Below are 18,546 nucleotides of genomic sequence, written 5' to 3' on the forward strand. Positions count from 1 at the left end.
ATACCAACCGATATGGCGTTACTTTTTTGCTCGGGAAGTGCGTTTTTTCGGAGCGGCTTTCTCTTCCACGTGAGTTTCCGCTGGTGACTCTTCCGCCTGACTTACCTCAGCATCACCCGCTGGTAGAAAACCAGCTGCCACTAGTTTGTCAAATTCAGCTCCCATTCTTGGGTCCTCTAACATGTTCTTAACCATAGATACCATGTACATAAAACCAGAGGCAGGCATATGGACAACTTGCTTGAGTTCAAGATCATTATCGCTTTCAGCCATTACGCCATTCGCCATATTGTTTTGATCCTGACCTACGAAATAAAGAGAAAAAACACCTTTATTATAATTAACACTAGATACAGTCTGAACAAAGTTCTCAGTCATAACCTTCCCTCAAATGTTTAATATTAAGTGGCGACACTTATTAATTTAAAATAAAATTAATAAAAATGATTATTTACAAAGTAAAATTCATCTTTACTTATTAACATAAAAGTCAATATTTGGTTATCATAATTAGATATCTATTAAAGTCAACGTTAAAAACAAGGTAAAATCTAATTTAATTACCACAATGAAACTAATTTTATATTTCGTGTTTCATTCTAAGTTGCATATAAATATCGACATCTCAAACTTAAGTGAAAAATCACTAATTAAAATAAGAAAAAACACTTTTAACTTATAGTTAACGGAATAATAAAACATTGATTATTATGCGTAAAATTATAAATTTATTTAATTTTACGCATGAGTAACCTTCATGTAATATCGAAGAACAAAATCCAAAAAAACATATCCATAATTTACTCTAGAGCACATCCCAAAAGGATGTTATTGTTACATTGAATGTAAATAACTATTTAAATTCATCTGAAACTTTTATTATGTCCAAAAATGAAGAATTAATTCTGCTCTATATAGAAATGCACTTAAGTTTAACTGGTTGCAGAAAAGAGCCTAGAAGATATGATAAAAAAAAAGTATCTTCGAATTTTAAAACAGAGCTAGCGAGAATAGAAAAAAACAACAAGGTAAAAATCAAAAAAAAATTTTCACAGTTTAGAAAAATAAACAAAATTAAAACTCCATCAATCCTATTCGATAAGAATGACGCCCCCTTTATTTTAGCAAAATACAATAAAGATAAATGTTTAATTAAAAAAACAAGCCAAGAATCACCTGAAGTTATCTCGACCCATGAACTAAACACAACTTGGAATAAAAAATGGCTTGAAGTAAAGCAAACACAATCCCGCTTTGATATTACCTGGTTTATTCCTGAGTTTCTTAAACATAAACGTTGTTTGAGTGAGATTCTTTTGTTTTCTTTTGTTCTACAAATCCTCGCGTTGATCTCTCCACTCTTTTTCCAAGTCGTTATGGATAAGGTGCTAGTTCATCAAGCCTGGTCGACACTAGATGTACTTGTGTTTGGATTAGTGATTGCCGGCTGTATCGAGATAGTATTGCGTGGTTTGCGTGAATATCAATATGCCCATACGGCCAACCGAATAGATATCCAGCTTGGGTTAAAGATGATAAGGCACCTATTTGGCTTACCATTAATGTTTTTTAAATCTCGCCAAATAGGTGCAATTGTTACACGTGTCCGAGAACTGGACACAATTCGAGAGTTTTTGACTGGCTCTATGTTTACCCTGACAGTCGAGTTACTATTTCTGTTCGTATTTCTTTACGTAATGAGCTTACTTTCTACTGCCCTAACTTGGGTGTTTATAGCAACCATACCGCTATACGCCCTTTTAGCATGGTGGTTAACCCCAAAGATGCAAAGCGCTGTTGAAGAACAATTTACCTATGCAGCAGCAAACACCTCATTTCTTACCGAAACCATTTCAGGAAGCGAAACACTAAAAAGTTTGGCAGTGGAGCCTCGTTTTGTGCGCAAGTGGGATGAACAAACCGAAAAAATAGTGACTACGGGCTATAAGGTACAACAGCTTAATAACAAGTCAAATCATATTGTTCAATGGCTGGAAAAAACCACCAGTGTTGCCATATTATGGTTGGGAGCAATGCAAGTACTTTCGTTAGAAATGACCATAGGTCAACTCATCGCATTTAATATGATGTCAAATCATATTGCGCAGCCATTAGCTCGTATGGTCGACTTATGGGGACAGTTTATTCAAACTCGAGTCGCAGTGGAAAAACTGGGTGACATGCTCAACCTCCCTGTAGAACAACATACAGGTAAAGATATGGTCACAATTCAAGGAGCTATATCTCTTCACAATGTTGTCTTTCGATACCAACCCGATGTTCCTCCAACTATTAATGAACTATCTCTAGATATTAAGGCTGGTGAATCTCTTGGCGTGGTAGGCACATCTGGCTCAGGAAAAAGTACTCTTGCTCGTTTGTTGCTACGGTTGTATAGCCCAGAACAAGGCTCTATCACGATAGATGGCATTCCATTGACTCATATCCACATTGAACAATTGAGAAATCAAGTGGGCGTGGTCCTACAGGAAAACTTTCTATTTAGTAAAAGTGTCAGTGACAATATTACTCAATCAAGGCCAGAAGCAAGTTTAGAAGAAATAATTAATGCCGCCAAACTGTCTGGTTCACATGAATTTATCTTAAAGTTACCCATGGGATACGACACTATATTAGCTGAAGGTGGTCAATCGCTTTCAGGAGGCCAAAAGCAAAGGCTCGCCATCGCACGTACCTTGTTGTCCGATCCCAGAATATTAATTTTGGACGAAGCGACCAGTGCTCTTGATGATGAGTCCCAAGCATTGATTCAATCTAATATGGCTAGCATAGCCAAAAATCGAACTGTCGTCACGATCGCTCATCGGCTATCTACAGTGCGAGATTGTGATCGAATAATTGTGCTTGATAAAGGTAAGATTATCGAACAAGGATCTCATCATCAACTTCTAAGAAACAGTCGAAAATACAAACAACTATGGCAACTTCAACAGGAACTGAAACAGGAGAGCCCCACTGCATGATTGTCAGTTTCAGGAACTTGTTAACCAAGTTCAATTTACTATCAAGCTCAAAAAACTACTATGAGTTTCTGCCAGCACACTTAGCATTAACTCAGCGTCCTCCTTCCCCCTTTGCTCGCTTAACAGCAATCATATTAAGTATGGGTGTGATCGCTGTCCTAGTTTGGGCCTATTGGGGCAAACTAGATGTACAAGCTACAGCTTCTGGCCGCCTTGTAGTGTCAGGCCGATCACAAGTTATTCAGTCATATGAACAGAGTCGAATAATAAAAATTCACATCAAAAATGGCCAACGTGTCAAAGCAGGAGATTCATTAATCACTTTGGATACTTTGGGTGTAAATCAGGACGTGAATCGTTTGATCACTCAGTCAGAGTTTAAAACCAATGAACTCATTCGTTATAACGCTTTAATGGACGAAAAAAAGCTTGATGCCAGTTCTATGTTCATTGCCTTACCCACGAAACAACAAGACCTGGTCAAAGAGAACTATCTCAGCGAAAAACGCGAGTATAATGCGACAATAGCAAGTATCGATGCAGAAATGCAGGTGAACACAACCTCTCAAGCCGCACGCCAAAGCGACATTAACGTCTTAATTCGCTTGATTGAAAACATCAGCCAAAGACTCGAGGCAAGCAAAAAGCTCAATCAGGCCAAGGTAATAGGTGATATTGAATATTTGAGACAAGAGAAAGAATTACTCGAAGCACAGCGTCAAGTAAACCAACAACGAGCCGACTTAAAAGTGCTAAAATCTCAACACCTTAGGCTTGAAGAAAGGTTAAGTGGATTTAAAGCGCAAAAGCACAGAGAATGGATGGAAAAGCGCAGACAAGCTAAGCTCCAACTTGCCGCTCTTAATCAGGAGCTGTCTAAGGTGCGTGAACGCGAGCAGTTAGAAATTATTCGCTCTCCAGTCGATGGAACAGTACAAGAGCTAAGCGTGTATACCATAGGAGCTGTCTTACAACCCGCGCAAAACCTGATGGTTATTGTACCAGACAAAGGCGTACAAATAGCCGAAGTTCAGGTTCTCAATAAAGATGTAGGCTTTATTTATCCCGGCCAATGTGTAACCGTTAAAGTAGATGCCTTCCCCTATACACGTTATGGCACAATCGATGCCGAACTTCTGAGTGTTTCCCGTGATTCAACCATAGACAACGAACACGGCTTAGTTTTCCCTGCTCAAATTAGATTGGATAAAAGCGTTATTGACATCGGTGGCCAAATCATTGAGCTCATACCAGGAATGTCGGTTGTCGCTGAAATTAAAACTGATAAGCGACGTGTTATCGACTATATCCTTAGCCCAATTAGGGAATATCAAGCAGAAGCACTCAGAGAGAGATAACCATGAGCATCGCTTTACCAGCCGATGAAACCAAGCAAAATACACAACCAGAGAATAACTGGGGCATTGAGGCCGTCGTATATGCTGGTCAGAAGTTTCACAAAAAATCCACTAGCGAACAGCTAAAATCCGCATTAGGGACTCATCACCCTCAACTAACGGATATGGAAACCAGAGAAGTAGCTAGCTATATAGGGCTAAAAAGTCAGATTACTAAGGTTATCGGCAGCAAACTTAATACATTACCATTACCCGCTCTCATTTATCTTGATAATCGCTGGAAAGTCATCACTGAATTAGACCAAAACAGTTGGACAGTCTTCGATCCCAAAAGTCAGGCCCAGCAAAAAGATTCTCTAACTTCATATGAGAAATCGCCAGTGTATAAGGTCATGTTGCTTGCAGATGAACAACTTAGCAGCAAAGAGGTAAAATTTGGTTTAAGTTGGTTTATACCTTCAATTTTCAGACAAAAAAGTCAACTAAGGGACGTTTTTCTTTATGCCATCGTACTTCAGATCTTTGCCTTAGCGAGCCCTTTACTGTTCCAAAATGTCATTGATAAGGTTCTCGTGGGCCGCAGCCTAAATAGCTTACATATACTCGGTATAGCGATGTTAGCCATGGCCATCTCGGAGCCAATATATAGCTATTTACGAAACACAATATTTGGCCATCTAGCCAGCCAAGTAAATGCAGAATTATCAGGTCGTCTTTATCGCCATTTAGTCGGGCTGCCTCTCAACTATTTTAAACAGCGTCAGACAGGACAGATCATAGCACGTGTGCGTGAAATGACTCAGATCCGTCAGTTTTTAACCGGTTCAACATTAATGTTGCTGCTAGACTTAATATTTGTCATCGTATTTATTGCGGTAATGTTTAATTACGCAACAATGCTGACCTTTATAGTCATTGGCTCCTTGGCAATTTACTTTTTACTTTGGGTGTTAGTCGGTCCATGGATTCGTAAGAAAGTAGAGTCAGAATACGAAGCTGATGCTGATGTGACCGCCTTTCTTACTGAAGCAATCACAGGTATAGAAACCATCAAAACTACAGCTACTGAGCACAGGTTTCTACATCAGTGGCAACGTGTTCTCAGCCATCAGTTGAACCGAAATTTCGACGCACAAAAATTGGAGTTAATTGCAGGGCAAAGTATCGCGCTGGTACAAAAGCTTACTAGCGCATTACTTCTATGGTGGGGCGTGAGTGCTGTTCTAAACGGCGAAATCACCCCTGGACAGTTAGTTGCGTTTAATATGCTGGCGGGCCATGTGACTGGACCTATTTTGAGGCTGGCGCAAGTCTGGCAAGACTTCCAGCACACACTAATTGCACTTCAGCGAGTTGGGGATATTCTCGACGAACCAAAAGAAGCCAGTAAACAAGGTTTAGCATCCGTACCTGAATTAAAAGGAGGCATCGAATTTAATAACATTCGTTTTCGTTATCACGAAGATTCCCCAGAAGTTTTAGCTAATTTATCACTCGAGATTAAGCCAGGACAGTTTATCGGTATTACAGGACCCTCTGGATCAGGTAAAAGTACCCTAACTCGTCTATTACAACGCTTATATGTACCCCAACATGGAAAAGTTTTAGTCGATGGTATGGACCTAGCTATCGCCGATCCCGTATCGTTACGACAAAATATGAGTGTGGTACTACAAGAAAGTATCCTATTCTCCGGAAGCATTGCCGACAATATCCGACTTTGCAAACCTCAAGCCAGTGAAGATGACATCCGTTATGCGGCACAACTCGCCGGAGCATTGGAGTTTATTGAGCATCTCCCTCATGGATTGAATCAACCAGTGGGAGAAAAAGGTGTTGCCTTATCTGGAGGTCAAAGACAACGTATTGCTCTAGCGAGAGCTCTTCTTGTTAAGCCGAGAATTTTACTACTCGATGAAGCAACCTCGGCACTCGACTATAACTCTGAAGCCGCGATTATGAGTAACATGGATGAAATATGTAACGGTCGAACAGTCGTAAGCATAGCTCATAGGCTCAACACTATTCGTCATGCTGATACCATTTTTGTTATCGATCAAGGTCAAGTCCTTGAAAAAGGCTCTCATGAACAATTAGTCACCAAACAAGGCCTATACGCACAACTTTGGAAGCAGCAAACTGGTCAGTAAATTTGCTGAACCACGATAGGCTTATGCTGAGACTCTCGCGCTCCTCACGATATAAGACACCCATGTTACATGCAAAACAAGGCTAAGAGTATTATCCACTGGTATTTTGCTGATGTTGTCCCCATATATTCTTACATGCTGGATTGACCGTACAGTTAGTAAAGGTCAACATCAACGCTCAGTACCGATAAAATTCGGGCCTCTAACTACAGATAACAAAGGAATGGCAATGCGTTTTAGTTATGTTAATACTACCCAAATTTTCTTTGGCCAAAGCCAAATAAGTTCAATTCAATCATCCATCTCACCAAGCGATAAAGTTTTGGTTATTTATGGCGGTGGCTCAATTAAGAAAAACGGTGTTTATGACCAGGTCGTCAACTCGCTTAAAGACCACCAATGGGTTGAGTTTTCAGGTGTTGAGGCGAACCCAACCAAGGAAACATTGGATAAAGCGGTCAACATAGTCAAACAACAGAACATCGACTTTATTCTCGCTGTTGGCGGTGGCTCAGTTATCGATGGCTCAAAATATGTTGCAGCCGCAGCAAAATACCAAGGCGATGGTTGGGATATATTGACAGGTGACTATCAAGTATCAGATGCCACTCCTCTTGGCGCAGTGCTTACACTCCCTGCAACAGGTTCTGAATCTAATTCGGGAGCTGTAATTACTAAAGCTGCAACCCAAGATAAGTTGTCTTTTGGTAGTCCACATGTTCAGCCCAAATTTGCTGTGATGGATCCTGATGTAATGAAAACATTGCCTGAAAAACAACTAATTAATGGTATTGTCGATGCTTGGGTACACGTCTGTGAGCAGTATTTAACCACAAGTCATGGTGCCATGGTCCAGGATGGTTATGCTGAAACCTTATTGCGAACGTTGAAAGTGCTTGGTGAAAACTTTGAACAACGTAATAGCGATGCTTGGCGTGAAAACCTGATGTGGACAGCAAACCAAGCACTTAATGGTCTAATTGGAACGGGCGTTCCTCAAGATTGGGCAACTCACATGATAGGCCACGAACTTACCGCGCTGTGGGGTGTCGATCATGCCCGTTCACTCGCAATAGTACAGCCTTCCCTACTTAGAAATCAGCTTGTGCATAAACGTGCAAAACTGGAGCAAATGGGTGTTAACGTTTTTGGCCTAACTAAATCAGACGATTTAGCCGAAAGAACCATCAATGCAATCGAAAGGTTTTACCAAACTATGCAGATATCTACTCAATTAACCGAGCATGGTAATAATAAGCAGAAAGCGATTGATGCTGTAGTCTCTCAGTTAGAACACCATGGTTTGAAAGCTCTAGGTGAGAATAAAACGATCACCCTTGAAGCCAGTCGCCAAATACTAACGAGCGCGATTGCGTAAGATAGATAAAAGCAGCATTTGCTGCTTTTACTTTAGTTAGCTTGAAACTTCGTTGACCAATCGATGTAATGAGTCACTAGACTGTTGAGTCAAGTTCGGTAACTGTGACTTGATTTTCTGGTATGCGATAATTGGTTGGTCTGCCTTTTCGATATCTAAGCACATATCATACAGAGCCAGAAGACCAAGGCTTCCTGAAGAACCTTTCAACTTGTGTGCTAGCGCCTTCAGCTGGCTTGAGTCCCCATTGTTTTCCGCTTCCTGCATAAGCAGCAATATATCTTTCGCCATCTCATCAAATATGTCTATAATTTCCTTCATTTTGGCTTGACCTAAAATCGATATATCTTGCTCGATTGTTTTGGCATTAACAATATGAGTTTCATCGTCTTGATTTTGTTCAGGTGGATTAAAAATCGGTTGATTTGAGACTGAATCGGTCAAGTTTATTTGCAGCATGTCGGACAATGCCTCTTTATCAAGAGGCTTGGGTAAAAAGCCATCAAAGCCCGCACTCAGATAGGTTTGTACTTCTTCGTTATACACATGTGCCGAAACTGCAATCATCTTCGCTACGCTGTCACTTTTAATACGTTTTAACGTGGTGAGAAGGTCCATTCCATTACAATCGGGAAGGTTAATATCAATCAATGCAATATCGTAATGGTTCTTACCATACAGTTTCTTCGCTGATTCTCCATCATGGGCGGTATCAACCGTATGACCTAAACTTCCCAAAAAGCCCTCAGCAACCATGCTATTGACGGGGTTATCTTCAATAAGCAGTACTCGTGCTAGTCGAACCATCTCTGAAGACAGGTATTTGGGAGAACGTTGGCTTCCCTCTGGTAGGTAAAGACTGAAACTAAACCGACTGCCCAACCCTATTTTAGACTCTAGTCGTAGATCACCATCCATTGCCTGAACAATCCGCTTACTGATAGCCAATCCCAGCCCTGTTCCTCCCATACTCTGAATGCCTCCCGATGCTTGTGTAAAAGCATCAAACAAGCTCTCCTGATCACTTTCCGCAATACCTATTCCGGTGTCTGACACGACAAAGTGTGTATTCTCTGGTTGAAATGGATCCGGTGAGACACTAATAGTGACATGTCCAGCGTCGGTGAATTTGACCGCGTTGCCGACTAAGTTCGTCAGCACTTGGCTTATACGGGTCACATCGCCAAGTAAGTATGGCGAAACCCTACTATCGATAGAAACGCGAATTTCGATACGTTTTTCTTTCGCCTTACTATCGAGTAACTGTTTTACTTCTTGAACTGTCTCATAAATTCCAAAATCTACAGGCCTTATTTCTAAAAAGCCAGCTTCGATTTTTGAGTAATCTAACACATCATTTAAGATTGCTAATAAGGTTGAACCACTACGATTAATTACATCGATAAAGTGATTTTGTTTAGAGTTAAGCCCTGTATCTTTGAGCAGCCGAGCGGTTCCTAATACGCCATTCAAGGGAGTTCGAATTTCGTGGCTCATGGTGGCAAGAAATGTTGATTTTGCCCGATTGGCTTTTTCTGCAGTCGCTCTCGCGAGTTCATGATTGATCACTTCTTGGTTGAGCTTTTCATTGCTCTCTTCAAGTTGACGTGTTCTCTGCGCGACAAGTTCTTCGAGATGCCCTTTATGCTGCTCTAATTCTCGCTTGGCTTGTGCTTCACTCTCAGCGACCAACTTAAGTGACTTAGCAGTATCTCTCGCATTGACTATGGCTTTTCCCATATCAGCGAGTTCGTCGTTACCTTCGACGTTAATATCTATATTTAACTGGCCATTGGCAACGGCCAACAATGCCGTTGAGTACTCGGCTAGACGCTTTACCACTGAAACATAGACAAGTTGCCAAAGAATCACAGCAACGATAAGCATCCCCATTAGGGTAATGAAAGCCAAACTAAACTGTGAATATTGAAGTGTTGTGTGTAACTTTGTCACAGCATCGGTCGTGGCCATGTTAGATTCATCAATCAGTTTGGCAACAGTTGCATTTAGATCTGTCAACTGCACTAAGGTGTTACGCAATAGCATTTGAGCTGTATATTCGCTTTGGTAGCGCTCAACCAACACATCAAACACGATACTTCCATGGTCTAACTCTGTCAAAAGCTGCTTCATTTGGATAGAACGAGTGGGATCTTCAATCGTTTGTATACGACGTTTCATGATCTCAAGGTTGGTTTTAAATGCCTCTTTAATGCTGTTTATTCGGTCGATGTTAGAGGTAGTTCTTGTTTCTTCAATGTGGTTGAGTAATTTAAAGGCCAGTAAATGCAGCTCATGTAAACGCTCAGCGCGATCTAGATCAACTTCGACTAAAGTATCTAGCGCTTGATAGACTTTAGCTGTATTTTTGTTATCCAACAGATTATAAATTTGCGTAACATTCGCTACAGCGTTGGTGCTGGTATTTGCTACCTGCGTCCCTGTCAGCATCTCTAGCTCAGACGCTTGTTGTCGAAGTGACCCTGTAATACTAGATAACTGTTTCTCAAGAAACAGTTTTTTCTCAACCACAAGTCCAAGCTCAGCCAATGTACTAATCACGATTTGCAACTCATCTTCTAACTGGGTTAACAAGTTAGAGTCAAATGAATCAGATCCGAGCTGTTTAATATGTGAGAGTAACTTTTCTAACTGAGAAAATAGAACTTTTCCAGATTGCTGCCGCTCTGCTTCCGTTTTTGCACTCGAAAGCGTTTGAACGGAAGATATAATGAGGGCACTGAGCTCAGAGACTTGTCTGGCTTCTATCATCGAGGGAATGGCTAAGTTAACCACTTGTCGCTCTGTTCTGGCAACTGACGAAAAACCAACTACCCCAATCGCTGAAGAGATCATCACTAAGGCTGCCATCGCGACAAACGCAAACAGTAATTTTCGACCAATACTGGCCTTTTCTAATAACATTTCTCAGTTACTCTTCTGTGGGTGTTGACAATAGGTTATATTCTGCAATGTTTATGGACTTATTCGCAACGGTGTACCTCATGCTTTCAGCCTTAAACCTTAAACATTCTTCGATAGCCGTGCTTCTAGTCAGCTGCTTTTTGACGGGCAATACAGCTGCATCGACAAAGCCGTTAAAGCTATGCGCTCTATATCCACACCTGAAAGATTCGTATTGGTTATCCGTAAATTATGGCATGGTTGATGAGGCGGCAAGACTAGGCATCACACTCAAAGTTTTCGAAGCTGGAGGTTACCCTAACAAACAAAGACAACAAGCTCAGCTAGAAAAATGCCACGAATGGGATGCTGATGCCATTATTTTAGGTACGGTCAGTCCAGATCTTTATTTGCACAAAATCCATCAGCTGATTGGGAACACACCTGTTTTCGCCAGTATCAACCAACTCACTCTCGACCCAAAATCTCACCAGCTTAAAGGCCAAGTAGGTGTCGATTGGTATTGGATGGGCTATTATGCAGGACAGTACCTCAAAGATAAACACCCCAAGAGATCAGGAAAAGCTAATGTCGCACTATTACTAGGCCCGAAGGCAAGCGGAGGAACTGATCCTGTGATGCAGGGTTTCATTAATGCGGTTCAAGATAGTGATATTCACATTATTCAATCCTACTGGGCTGACAACGACAAAGAGTTACAGCGTAACTTGGTACAACAAGTCATCGAGCGCGATGACATAGATTATATCGTGGGAAGCGCAGTTGCGATTGAAGCTGCGATCAGTGAATTACGAATCGCAAATAAGTCTGGTGAAATGGGTCTTATAGCTACTTACTTAAGCCATGGGGTTTATCGCGGTTTACTTCGTAATCGAGTCGAGTTCGCTCCCACTGACAAAATGGTGCAGCAAGGGCGGATGTCGGTTCAACAGGCAGTCAATTATCTTCGCGGATTACCCTATCAATCCAAGCAAACTCCTGTTATTGAACCGCTAACGCCCGAAAAGCTTAATCCAAATGTGATATCTCAATCTTTGTCACCGTCAGAGTATCGCCCAACTTTTCATGTCAATAACTAGGACGGAAACGATGAAAAAAACCACACGAACGATGTCAAAAAGCAAACACATAGCACTTGTTGCTCATGACAACTACAAGCCCGAACTACTTCGGTGGGTCTTGGAACACAAGACTAAGCTACAAAGTCACACTTTGTATGCCACAGGTACAACGGGAGCAATGCTGAATAAAGAAACAGGCCTAAAGATAAAAAGTATGATTTCTGGTCCTATGGGAGGTGATCAGCAATTAGGAGCACTTATTTCTGAAGGTAAGATAGATATCCTGATCTTTTTTTGGGATCCACTTAATGCCGTACCCCATGATCCCGACGTCAAAGCACTATTAAGAATAGCAAGTGTGTGGAATATCCCGGTTGCGGCCAACCGAGCTACCGCAAATTTTCTTGTTGCTTCAGATTTGATCGAATCTGAGGTCAGTATAGAAATTCCAGATTATCAAGCCTATCTCGCTGAAAGACTTTGATTAATGCAGCTCTGGCGGTTAATTTGATTCAACAAAGATATGGGCGTACTTATGAGCTGCAACCGCAGAGTGGTTTAGCAAAGTGGAGAGAAAAGCCGTTGAATCGTCGGAGTTTGTAACAATATCAGATATCAAGATAGAATCGTCTTTTATTGTTACAACCGCTGCTGCCGAAGGCTCACCTTGATGGAAGCCGACATATAAGTCACAAGGTTCAGAAAAGATTATCTGGCTCAAAAATTCAATCACCAAGGCTTGATCTTGTTCACTATTCCAGCGCTTAGCTTGTAACAACGAAAACATGACCGTTAATCGGTGAAAATCCACTTTATAAATGTCGTCCTCAGCAAATTCTGCATTTGCAGTGGGCAACGTTTTTATATGACTACAAGAACGAGAATGAGCCGAAGATAAATACAGCTCTCTTCCCAACAGGCTCTCTTGGGTAGGAAAATCGACCTCTACTTGCTGGCTGAACCAATGATTTTTGATTTCAAGAAGTTCATTTGGACTTTGGTCCATATTTCAGGCCTTATGGGTAAACATGGGGCAAGCTTATAGGCAACGACATGACGTCACAAGTATTTTTAACCATCCACTCAAGTTCCATCTAGAATATTTGGGTTCAACCTGTTTTAATTTGCCTAACCAAATGAAAAAGTGACAGATAAAATCATGTTAAGGAAAATAGCCGCGGTAACTATGCTCTCTCTTGGACTCACAGCTTGCGATAACAATGAGGTTGGCGATGTGTCTTTGGGTTTGTTTACATTAAAAGATATCAAAATCGAAAATTTAAAAGATGATGTGGTAACCGGCGTAACCTGCCATATCCGCTTCGGTGGAAGCCGACTTTAGCTTAGCTGATCCAAGTGATAGCTCTATTTCATGTCGTCAAACTGGAGATATAACACCAGAAATGATCGCTAAAATAGACAAGAGTAAGTCGGGCGAAGTAGTATTTAGAAAGTCAAAAAGTATCTTCTTTAAGTCGATGAAAGTTAGACGAATTTATGATTCAGAAAATCAAACTTTACTCTATTTATCCTATACAACAAAAGAAACAGAAGGTAGCTTCAAGCACAGTTTATCAACGGTTCCACTCTGGGGTACGAAAGCATATTCTGCAGCGGTTGTAATCGAATAGTAGATAGGGCCAGTGTATGAAAAATTGGCCCTATTTCCTGTAAATAAAATGGAAGCAATCCTATTATAATGTGATATGATGCGCCAAAATTTCTAACCCTGTTCAAAAGATGAAATTTCCTGGACAACGTAAATCGAAGCACTACTTCCCTACTCACGCTAGAGATCCACTTGTCAACCAAATGAAGCAGACACCAAAGCTTTTTAGACCGATCATTGTCGGTGTTGGTCAGACAATCGTTGATATTGAAGCGAGAGTTGATGACGACTTCTTGGCAAAATATGATTTGAGTAAAGGTCATTCATTGGTCGTTGAAGAGAGCACAGCAGACGAATTGTATGCAGAGCTGGTTAATCGAGAGCTGATCACGCATCAATACCCCGGAGACACTATCGGTAATACATTACATAACTACTCTGTGCTTGCAGATAGTAAATCTGTTTTACTCGGTGTTATGTCTAAGAATATCGAAGTAGGCTCGTTTGCTTATCGCTATTTGTGTAGAACATCATCGCGAATGAACCTCAATCATTTGCAAATGGTGGAAGGTGCTATCGGACGTTGTTACACCCTAATCTCTAAAGATGGTGAACGAACCTTTGCGATAAACGAAGGGCACATGAATAAGCTCCGTCCAGATAGTATTCCGGAGGATGTATTCGATAAAGCCTCTGCACTTATCGTTTCGTCCTATTTGATGCGCGGTAAACCCGAAGATCCAATGCCTAAAGCGGTAGCCAGAGCGATAGAAATTGCTAAGTCTAAAAATGTCCCAGTGGTTTTAACTTTAGGAACAAAATGGGTCATTGAAGGTAATGCCGAATGGTGGCAAGACTACATAAAAGATAATATTTCGATTGTTGCGATGAATGAAGAGGAAGGAGAAGCTCTTACTGGTGAGAAAGACCCTCTTCTGGCTGCCGACAAAGCTCTTGAATGGGTTGATCTTGTGCTATGTACCTCAGGTCCTGTAGGTTTATACATGGCAGGCTACACGGAAGATTCGGTCAAGCGGACAACTGAACTGCCATTACTTCCCGGTAATATTGCTGAATTTAATAAATATGAATTTAGCCGCGCTATGCGCAAAGACGATTGCACTACACCTATCAAAGTATACTCTCATATCGGTCCATACTTAGGCGGTCCACTTGAGATAAAAAATACCAACGGCGCAGGGGATGCGGCACTGTCGGCACTTTTGCATGATATGGCAGCAAATAGTCATCACCACATGAATGTACCTAATTCATCTAAACACGATCATCCCTACCTGACCTATTCTTCTCTATCGCAAATTTGCAAGTATGCAAACCGTGTGAGCTACGAAGTATTAACGCAGCATTCCCCCCGTTTATCAAGATCTTTGCCTGAAAGGGAAGACAGCCTAGAGGAAACTTATTGGGATCGTTAATCTATTTACAGAGAGCAGTTCTTAACTGCTCTCTCGCCAAACTAAGCTCTCTCTCATTACTCCCTACCTAGACTAAACCTCTATTTTCGTCACTTATACCAAGTCTAAAAAGACGATATATCATAGCCTTACAATAAAAGCATTCCGACATGGCATATCCTAAGAGTGCATAATTGATATATCTATAATTAGCAACTATTCTTCAAAGAGTTGCTAATCAACCGATCAAACCAATAACTTAGGTAGTCACATGAATATCAAGAATAAGCTATATTCATTAGGTGCAGTCGCCGTTTTAGGAGTTGCCTCATTGCTCTTGACGACCTCCCATTTTGCTCAAACTTCTGAGCAGCTTAATCAAGCGACCTTACTTGTCGCGAAGCTCGAAATTCGCCTCCTTAACTTAAGACGTAACGAAAAAGACTTCCTCCTACGCAAGGATATGAAGTACCTCGATAAGTTTGATAAGAACATGGATATTTTCCTCGGTTTGGAGTCTGAATTATCACCTGTATTAGGCGCCAACGACCTGCCCTCCAGCGCTTCTGTTCGCGATGGCATACTAAAGTATCAAACCGGATTTACTAACTTGGTCAATGGTTATGACACATTAGGCTTAAAATCCGAAGACAAATTGCGAGGTAAATATAATTCCGCACTGTCTAATACCAAGTCGTCACTCTCGAGTGATCAGCTTGTAAGCCTTGCAGAATTTGACTCGGGCGTGGCGAAAGGTGAAGTAAAAGAAAGCCTGTTACCCTACAACTCACGCCAAGTACTCTCCGCAGCTAAAGACGTAGTCGCGCAGATGAAAGTTATTGGCCTCAAGTATAACGAAGGACTTTTAGGCGAAACTAGGGGCTTATCGCACAACGTTGAAAAGCAATTTAAAACATTCGCTGCAGCACTAGCCGAGCAAAGTGAAGCCACTCGAAAAAGCCTAAACGCCATTAAACAAGGTGTAAGCTTCGTGGTGATGATATTCATTTTAGTGTTTATTTGGCAGATATCACGCTCAATCAACCAACAAGTTTCAGCCTTGCTTGGAATAATACAAGAGATTGCACAATCAAATAATGTGTCCCTTCGTTCCCAGCTTAAAGGCAACAACGAGCTCGTCTCTATCGGCACTTACTTCAATCGTTTATTGGACAAGCTGGAAACGCTGATCTCGGGTACACAGGCTAAGTCGTCTGAACTTTCTAGTAGTACACAAAGTATGCACGATGAGTTACAAGGTGTGATTGAACAATTCCACATTCAAGCGGATCACACCTCAACAATGGCAACATCTGTGCAGGAGATGGTATCGACTATCAACGAGATTTCTGAAAGTACTGCTGTCGCTGTAGAAGGCGTTCAACAGGCAACGATTAATGCACAAAATGGCCGTTCTGTTGTTGAAGAAACCGTAAGAAATATTGGTGAACTGTCCCAAATTCTCTCTGACAGCCAAGGCTCTATCAGTTCTCTCAATGACCACGTCGATAAGATTGGCGATGCGGTAAACATTATCCAAGGCATTGCTGAACAAACCAACCTACTCGCCTTGAATGCTGCAATAGAGGCAGCTCGTGCAGGTGAACAAGGTCGAGGGTTTGCTGTCGTGGCTGATGAGGTACGAGCTTTAGCAAGCCGAACGCATCAATCAACCGAGGAAATCACTAAAGTCGTGACCGATATCCAGACTCAAATGGCGACAGTTGTCACCAACATCGACCAATGTAATGAACAAGGTCAGCAAACCTTAACGGCCTCTGAAACATTGGACGACAGTCTCGGTCAAATCATAACAGATATGACCAACATCCAGGCCAACTCGGAGCGTATCGCCTCTGCAATTGAAGAGCAAGGCAGTGTTATGAATCAAGTGAGCGACAGCATTACTGAGCTAAATACTATCTCAGAGGGTAATATGCAATCTGCTCAGAATTGTCTTGAAGAAGTTGACAAGGTATCCAATCAAGCTGGAGATATGGACCAAGCAGTTGCTGAGTTCCAAACTTCAAACTAGTTAACTGCCGTTTATATAAAGCGCTTCATCAGTGAAGCGCTTTTTTGTTGCAGTAAGTAAACACTGTTATATCAAGACGACTGTAATGACTTAATTGATTGACCTTTAAGCTCAAAGTGAGATTTTAAGTGATCGATGACAATCCTGACCTTTTTGGGCAATACCCTACTGGCAGTAAGAATCTGAACTTCAACAGAAGGCCAAACGATGTCCTCTAAAAGCGTAACAAGCTGACCAGATTTCAATGCATCATTAACAAAACATCGTGGCAAAATGGTGACTCCCTGATGAGCAATCGCAAAGGAAAGGCACACCATAATATTATTGCTTTCAATTTTAGTATTGAATTTTAGAGGTTTAGAATCTGTCAGCATCTCATTAATTCTGCTTTCCATGGCACACGCTGTACCTGTAAGCCAACAATGCTCCACTAAATCTTCTATAGTACTTGGTATTCCGTGTTGCGCTAAATATTTGGGGGAAGCGACTAATACGGTTTCCAGCTGACCGACGGGTCGATACACTAAGTTACTGTCTTTCAGCTTTCCAACTCTGATGGCGATATCGATACCATCATTGATGGCATCTCTTAACTCATCATCAGCAATAATATGAAAACTCAGTTGCGGGTATTTTGGCGTAAAGTCCTCAAGCGCCCGCGCAAGAACAGCCTGAGCCATGCCGTTACTGGCCGTGATTTTAATACTCCCAGACATGTGCTCCTTGCAATCGGTAATCGTCTGTTTGAATTGACAAAAATGATCATGCATTTTTTGGTATTCACTGACCAACACCCTGCCTGCCTCACTCAAAGAAAAGCCACGAGTCGAGCGGTAAATTAATGTCACACCTAAAGATTCCTCCAATATAGATATATTCTGACTAATCGCTGATGGTGACATCCCTAAGCGCTTTGATGCAGCAGTCATGCTCTCAGATTCTGCAACAACAGAAAATATGCAGTAACGTTTCATGTTTTCCATAGGCTTCCTCTACTGACAAATATTATCGTAGTATTTTTAATTCACTTCTTAAAGTCATGGAAATATACATCATATTTATGAATTTTATTATATGCACAAAAAAACATAATCATAATAAATGCAAGCTCATCTACTTTATAAAATAAAAAATTCTACTATTTTCATGCAATTACAACATATATGATAATTTTTCATTCATAACTATTTTATTTTTTTCTTTGAAATAAAAGTGTAATATTTTATTTCTTATTAATTACCATCGATTGAAAACAAAACTTAAATCAACATAAAGCATTGATTTTAAATGATTATTTTAGATTTAAATTTATGAATGCATCATAGAAGTCAAAACGACCGTAGTCTGATTGGATACTCCCTCTGATTATTTTGGTGGGGCGCCTTATAAATAACATGAATACTTTATTATTGGTTAAATTAATAGTGTTTTAATTTTTAGTTAAAAGTAAACATCATTAACAAAAGGTTAATTATGTTTTAATGAATATATGATGGATTATATTTTGCAATTTAATAAATAGCGTTTAATATAAATACGCAATTATGAATAAAAATCAAATATTGCGATAAAATACTTATCAACAACAAACATGGTGATGCCTATATAAACGGAAAGCGGTTCGATAAAAT

The 18,546-nt window shown here is 40.8% G+C and carries 12 protein-coding genes and 1 pseudogene; 9 read left to right on the plus strand and 4 right to left on the minus strand.

Annotation, left to right across the window (positions count from 1 at the left end; translation table 11 throughout):
• Window positions 1-18: 18 nt before the first annotated feature.
• On the minus strand, window positions 19-378 hold the full coding sequence (gene rtxH / locus DPF90_RS10090; RefSeq protein WP_114786214.1) for a protein RtxH: 360 nt from the start codon (window positions 376-378) through the stop codon (window positions 19-21).
• A gap of 542 nt (window positions 379-920) precedes the next feature.
• Here rtxH and DPF90_RS10095 point away from each other — a divergent pair.
• From DPF90_RS10095 to DPF90_RS10110, 4 genes are all read left to right on the plus strand, one after another.
• The gene (locus DPF90_RS10095; protein WP_420855750.1) at window positions 921-2,984 is read left to right on the plus strand and encodes a peptidase domain-containing ABC transporter; all 2,064 of its coding nucleotides are present in this window, start codon (window positions 921-923) and stop codon (window positions 2,982-2,984) included.
• Entirely contained in the window at window positions 2,981-4,342 is a 1,362-nt protein-coding gene (locus tag DPF90_RS10100; RefSeq protein ID WP_162814018.1) for an HlyD family type I secretion periplasmic adaptor subunit, read from the plus strand. Before DPF90_RS10095 ends, DPF90_RS10100 begins: the two co-directional genes overlap by 4 nt.
• 2 nt (window positions 4,343-4,344) lie before the next feature.
• Window positions 4,345-6,492 (plus strand): type I secretion system permease/ATPase, encoded by a 2,148-nt coding sequence (locus DPF90_RS10105; RefSeq protein WP_114786216.1) that lies wholly within the window; start codon window positions 4,345-4,347, stop codon window positions 6,490-6,492.
• A gap of 229 nt (window positions 6,493-6,721) precedes the next feature.
• A complete protein-coding gene (locus DPF90_RS10110) occupies window positions 6,722-7,870 on the plus strand; it encodes an iron-containing alcohol dehydrogenase (protein WP_114786217.1) in 1,149 nt (382 codons plus the stop codon).
• Between the two features lie 36 nt (window positions 7,871-7,906).
• Here the strand turns inward: DPF90_RS10110 and torS are convergent, their stop codons facing one another.
• Window positions 7,907-10,795: a TMAO reductase system sensor histidine kinase/response regulator TorS gene (gene torS / locus DPF90_RS10115; RefSeq protein ID WP_114786218.1), complete on the minus strand. Its 2,889-nt coding sequence runs from the start codon at window positions 10,793-10,795 to the stop codon at window positions 7,907-7,909.
• Window positions 10,796-10,875: 80 nt separating this feature from the next.
• Between torS and torT the strand changes: the two genes are divergently transcribed.
• Together torT and DPF90_RS10125 are read left to right on the plus strand one after the other, a co-directional pair.
• Complete coding sequence (gene torT, locus DPF90_RS10120; RefSeq protein ID WP_114786219.1) at window positions 10,876-11,874, plus strand: TMAO reductase system periplasmic protein TorT; 999 nt, start codon at window positions 10,876-10,878, stop codon at window positions 11,872-11,874.
• A 10-nt stretch (window positions 11,875-11,884) separates the two neighbouring features.
• Window positions 11,885-12,340: a methylglyoxal synthase gene (locus DPF90_RS10125; protein WP_114786220.1), complete on the plus strand. Its 456-nt coding sequence runs from the start codon at window positions 11,885-11,887 to the stop codon at window positions 12,338-12,340.
• An 18-nt stretch (window positions 12,341-12,358) separates the two neighbouring features.
• Here the strand turns inward: DPF90_RS10125 and DPF90_RS10130 are convergent, their stop codons facing one another.
• On the minus strand, window positions 12,359-12,862 hold the full coding sequence (locus DPF90_RS10130; RefSeq protein WP_114786221.1) for a flavodoxin: 504 nt from the start codon (window positions 12,860-12,862) through the stop codon (window positions 12,359-12,361).
• A 153-nt stretch (window positions 12,863-13,015) separates the two neighbouring features.
• Here DPF90_RS10130 and DPF90_RS10135 point away from each other — a divergent pair.
• The 3 genes and pseudogenes from DPF90_RS10135 to DPF90_RS10145 all read left to right on the plus strand — a co-directional run bounded on the left by DPF90_RS10135 (window position 13,016) and on the right by DPF90_RS10145 (window position 16,915).
• Window positions 13,016-13,487: pseudogene (locus tag DPF90_RS10135) on the plus strand (CreA family protein).
• A 109-nt stretch (window positions 13,488-13,596) separates the two neighbouring features.
• Window positions 13,597-14,901 (plus strand): inosine/guanosine kinase, encoded by a 1,305-nt coding sequence (locus DPF90_RS10140; protein ID WP_114786222.1) that lies wholly within the window; start codon window positions 13,597-13,599, stop codon window positions 14,899-14,901.
• 250 nt (window positions 14,902-15,151) lie between these two features.
• Window positions 15,152-16,915: a methyl-accepting chemotaxis protein gene (locus tag DPF90_RS10145; protein WP_114786223.1), complete on the plus strand. Its 1,764-nt coding sequence runs from the start codon at window positions 15,152-15,154 to the stop codon at window positions 16,913-16,915.
• 71 nt (window positions 16,916-16,986) lie between these two features.
• On the opposite strand, the gene DPF90_RS10150 is transcribed toward DPF90_RS10145, so the two are convergent.
• Entirely contained in the window at window positions 16,987-17,898 is a 912-nt protein-coding gene (locus DPF90_RS10150; protein WP_114786224.1) for a LysR family transcriptional regulator, read from the minus strand.
• Window positions 17,899-18,546 lie beyond the last annotated feature (648 nt).

The organism is Vibrio tetraodonis (assembly GCF_003350295.1).
GTDB classification, from domain to species: Bacteria; Pseudomonadota; Gammaproteobacteria; order Enterobacterales; family Vibrionaceae; genus Vibrio; species Vibrio tetraodonis.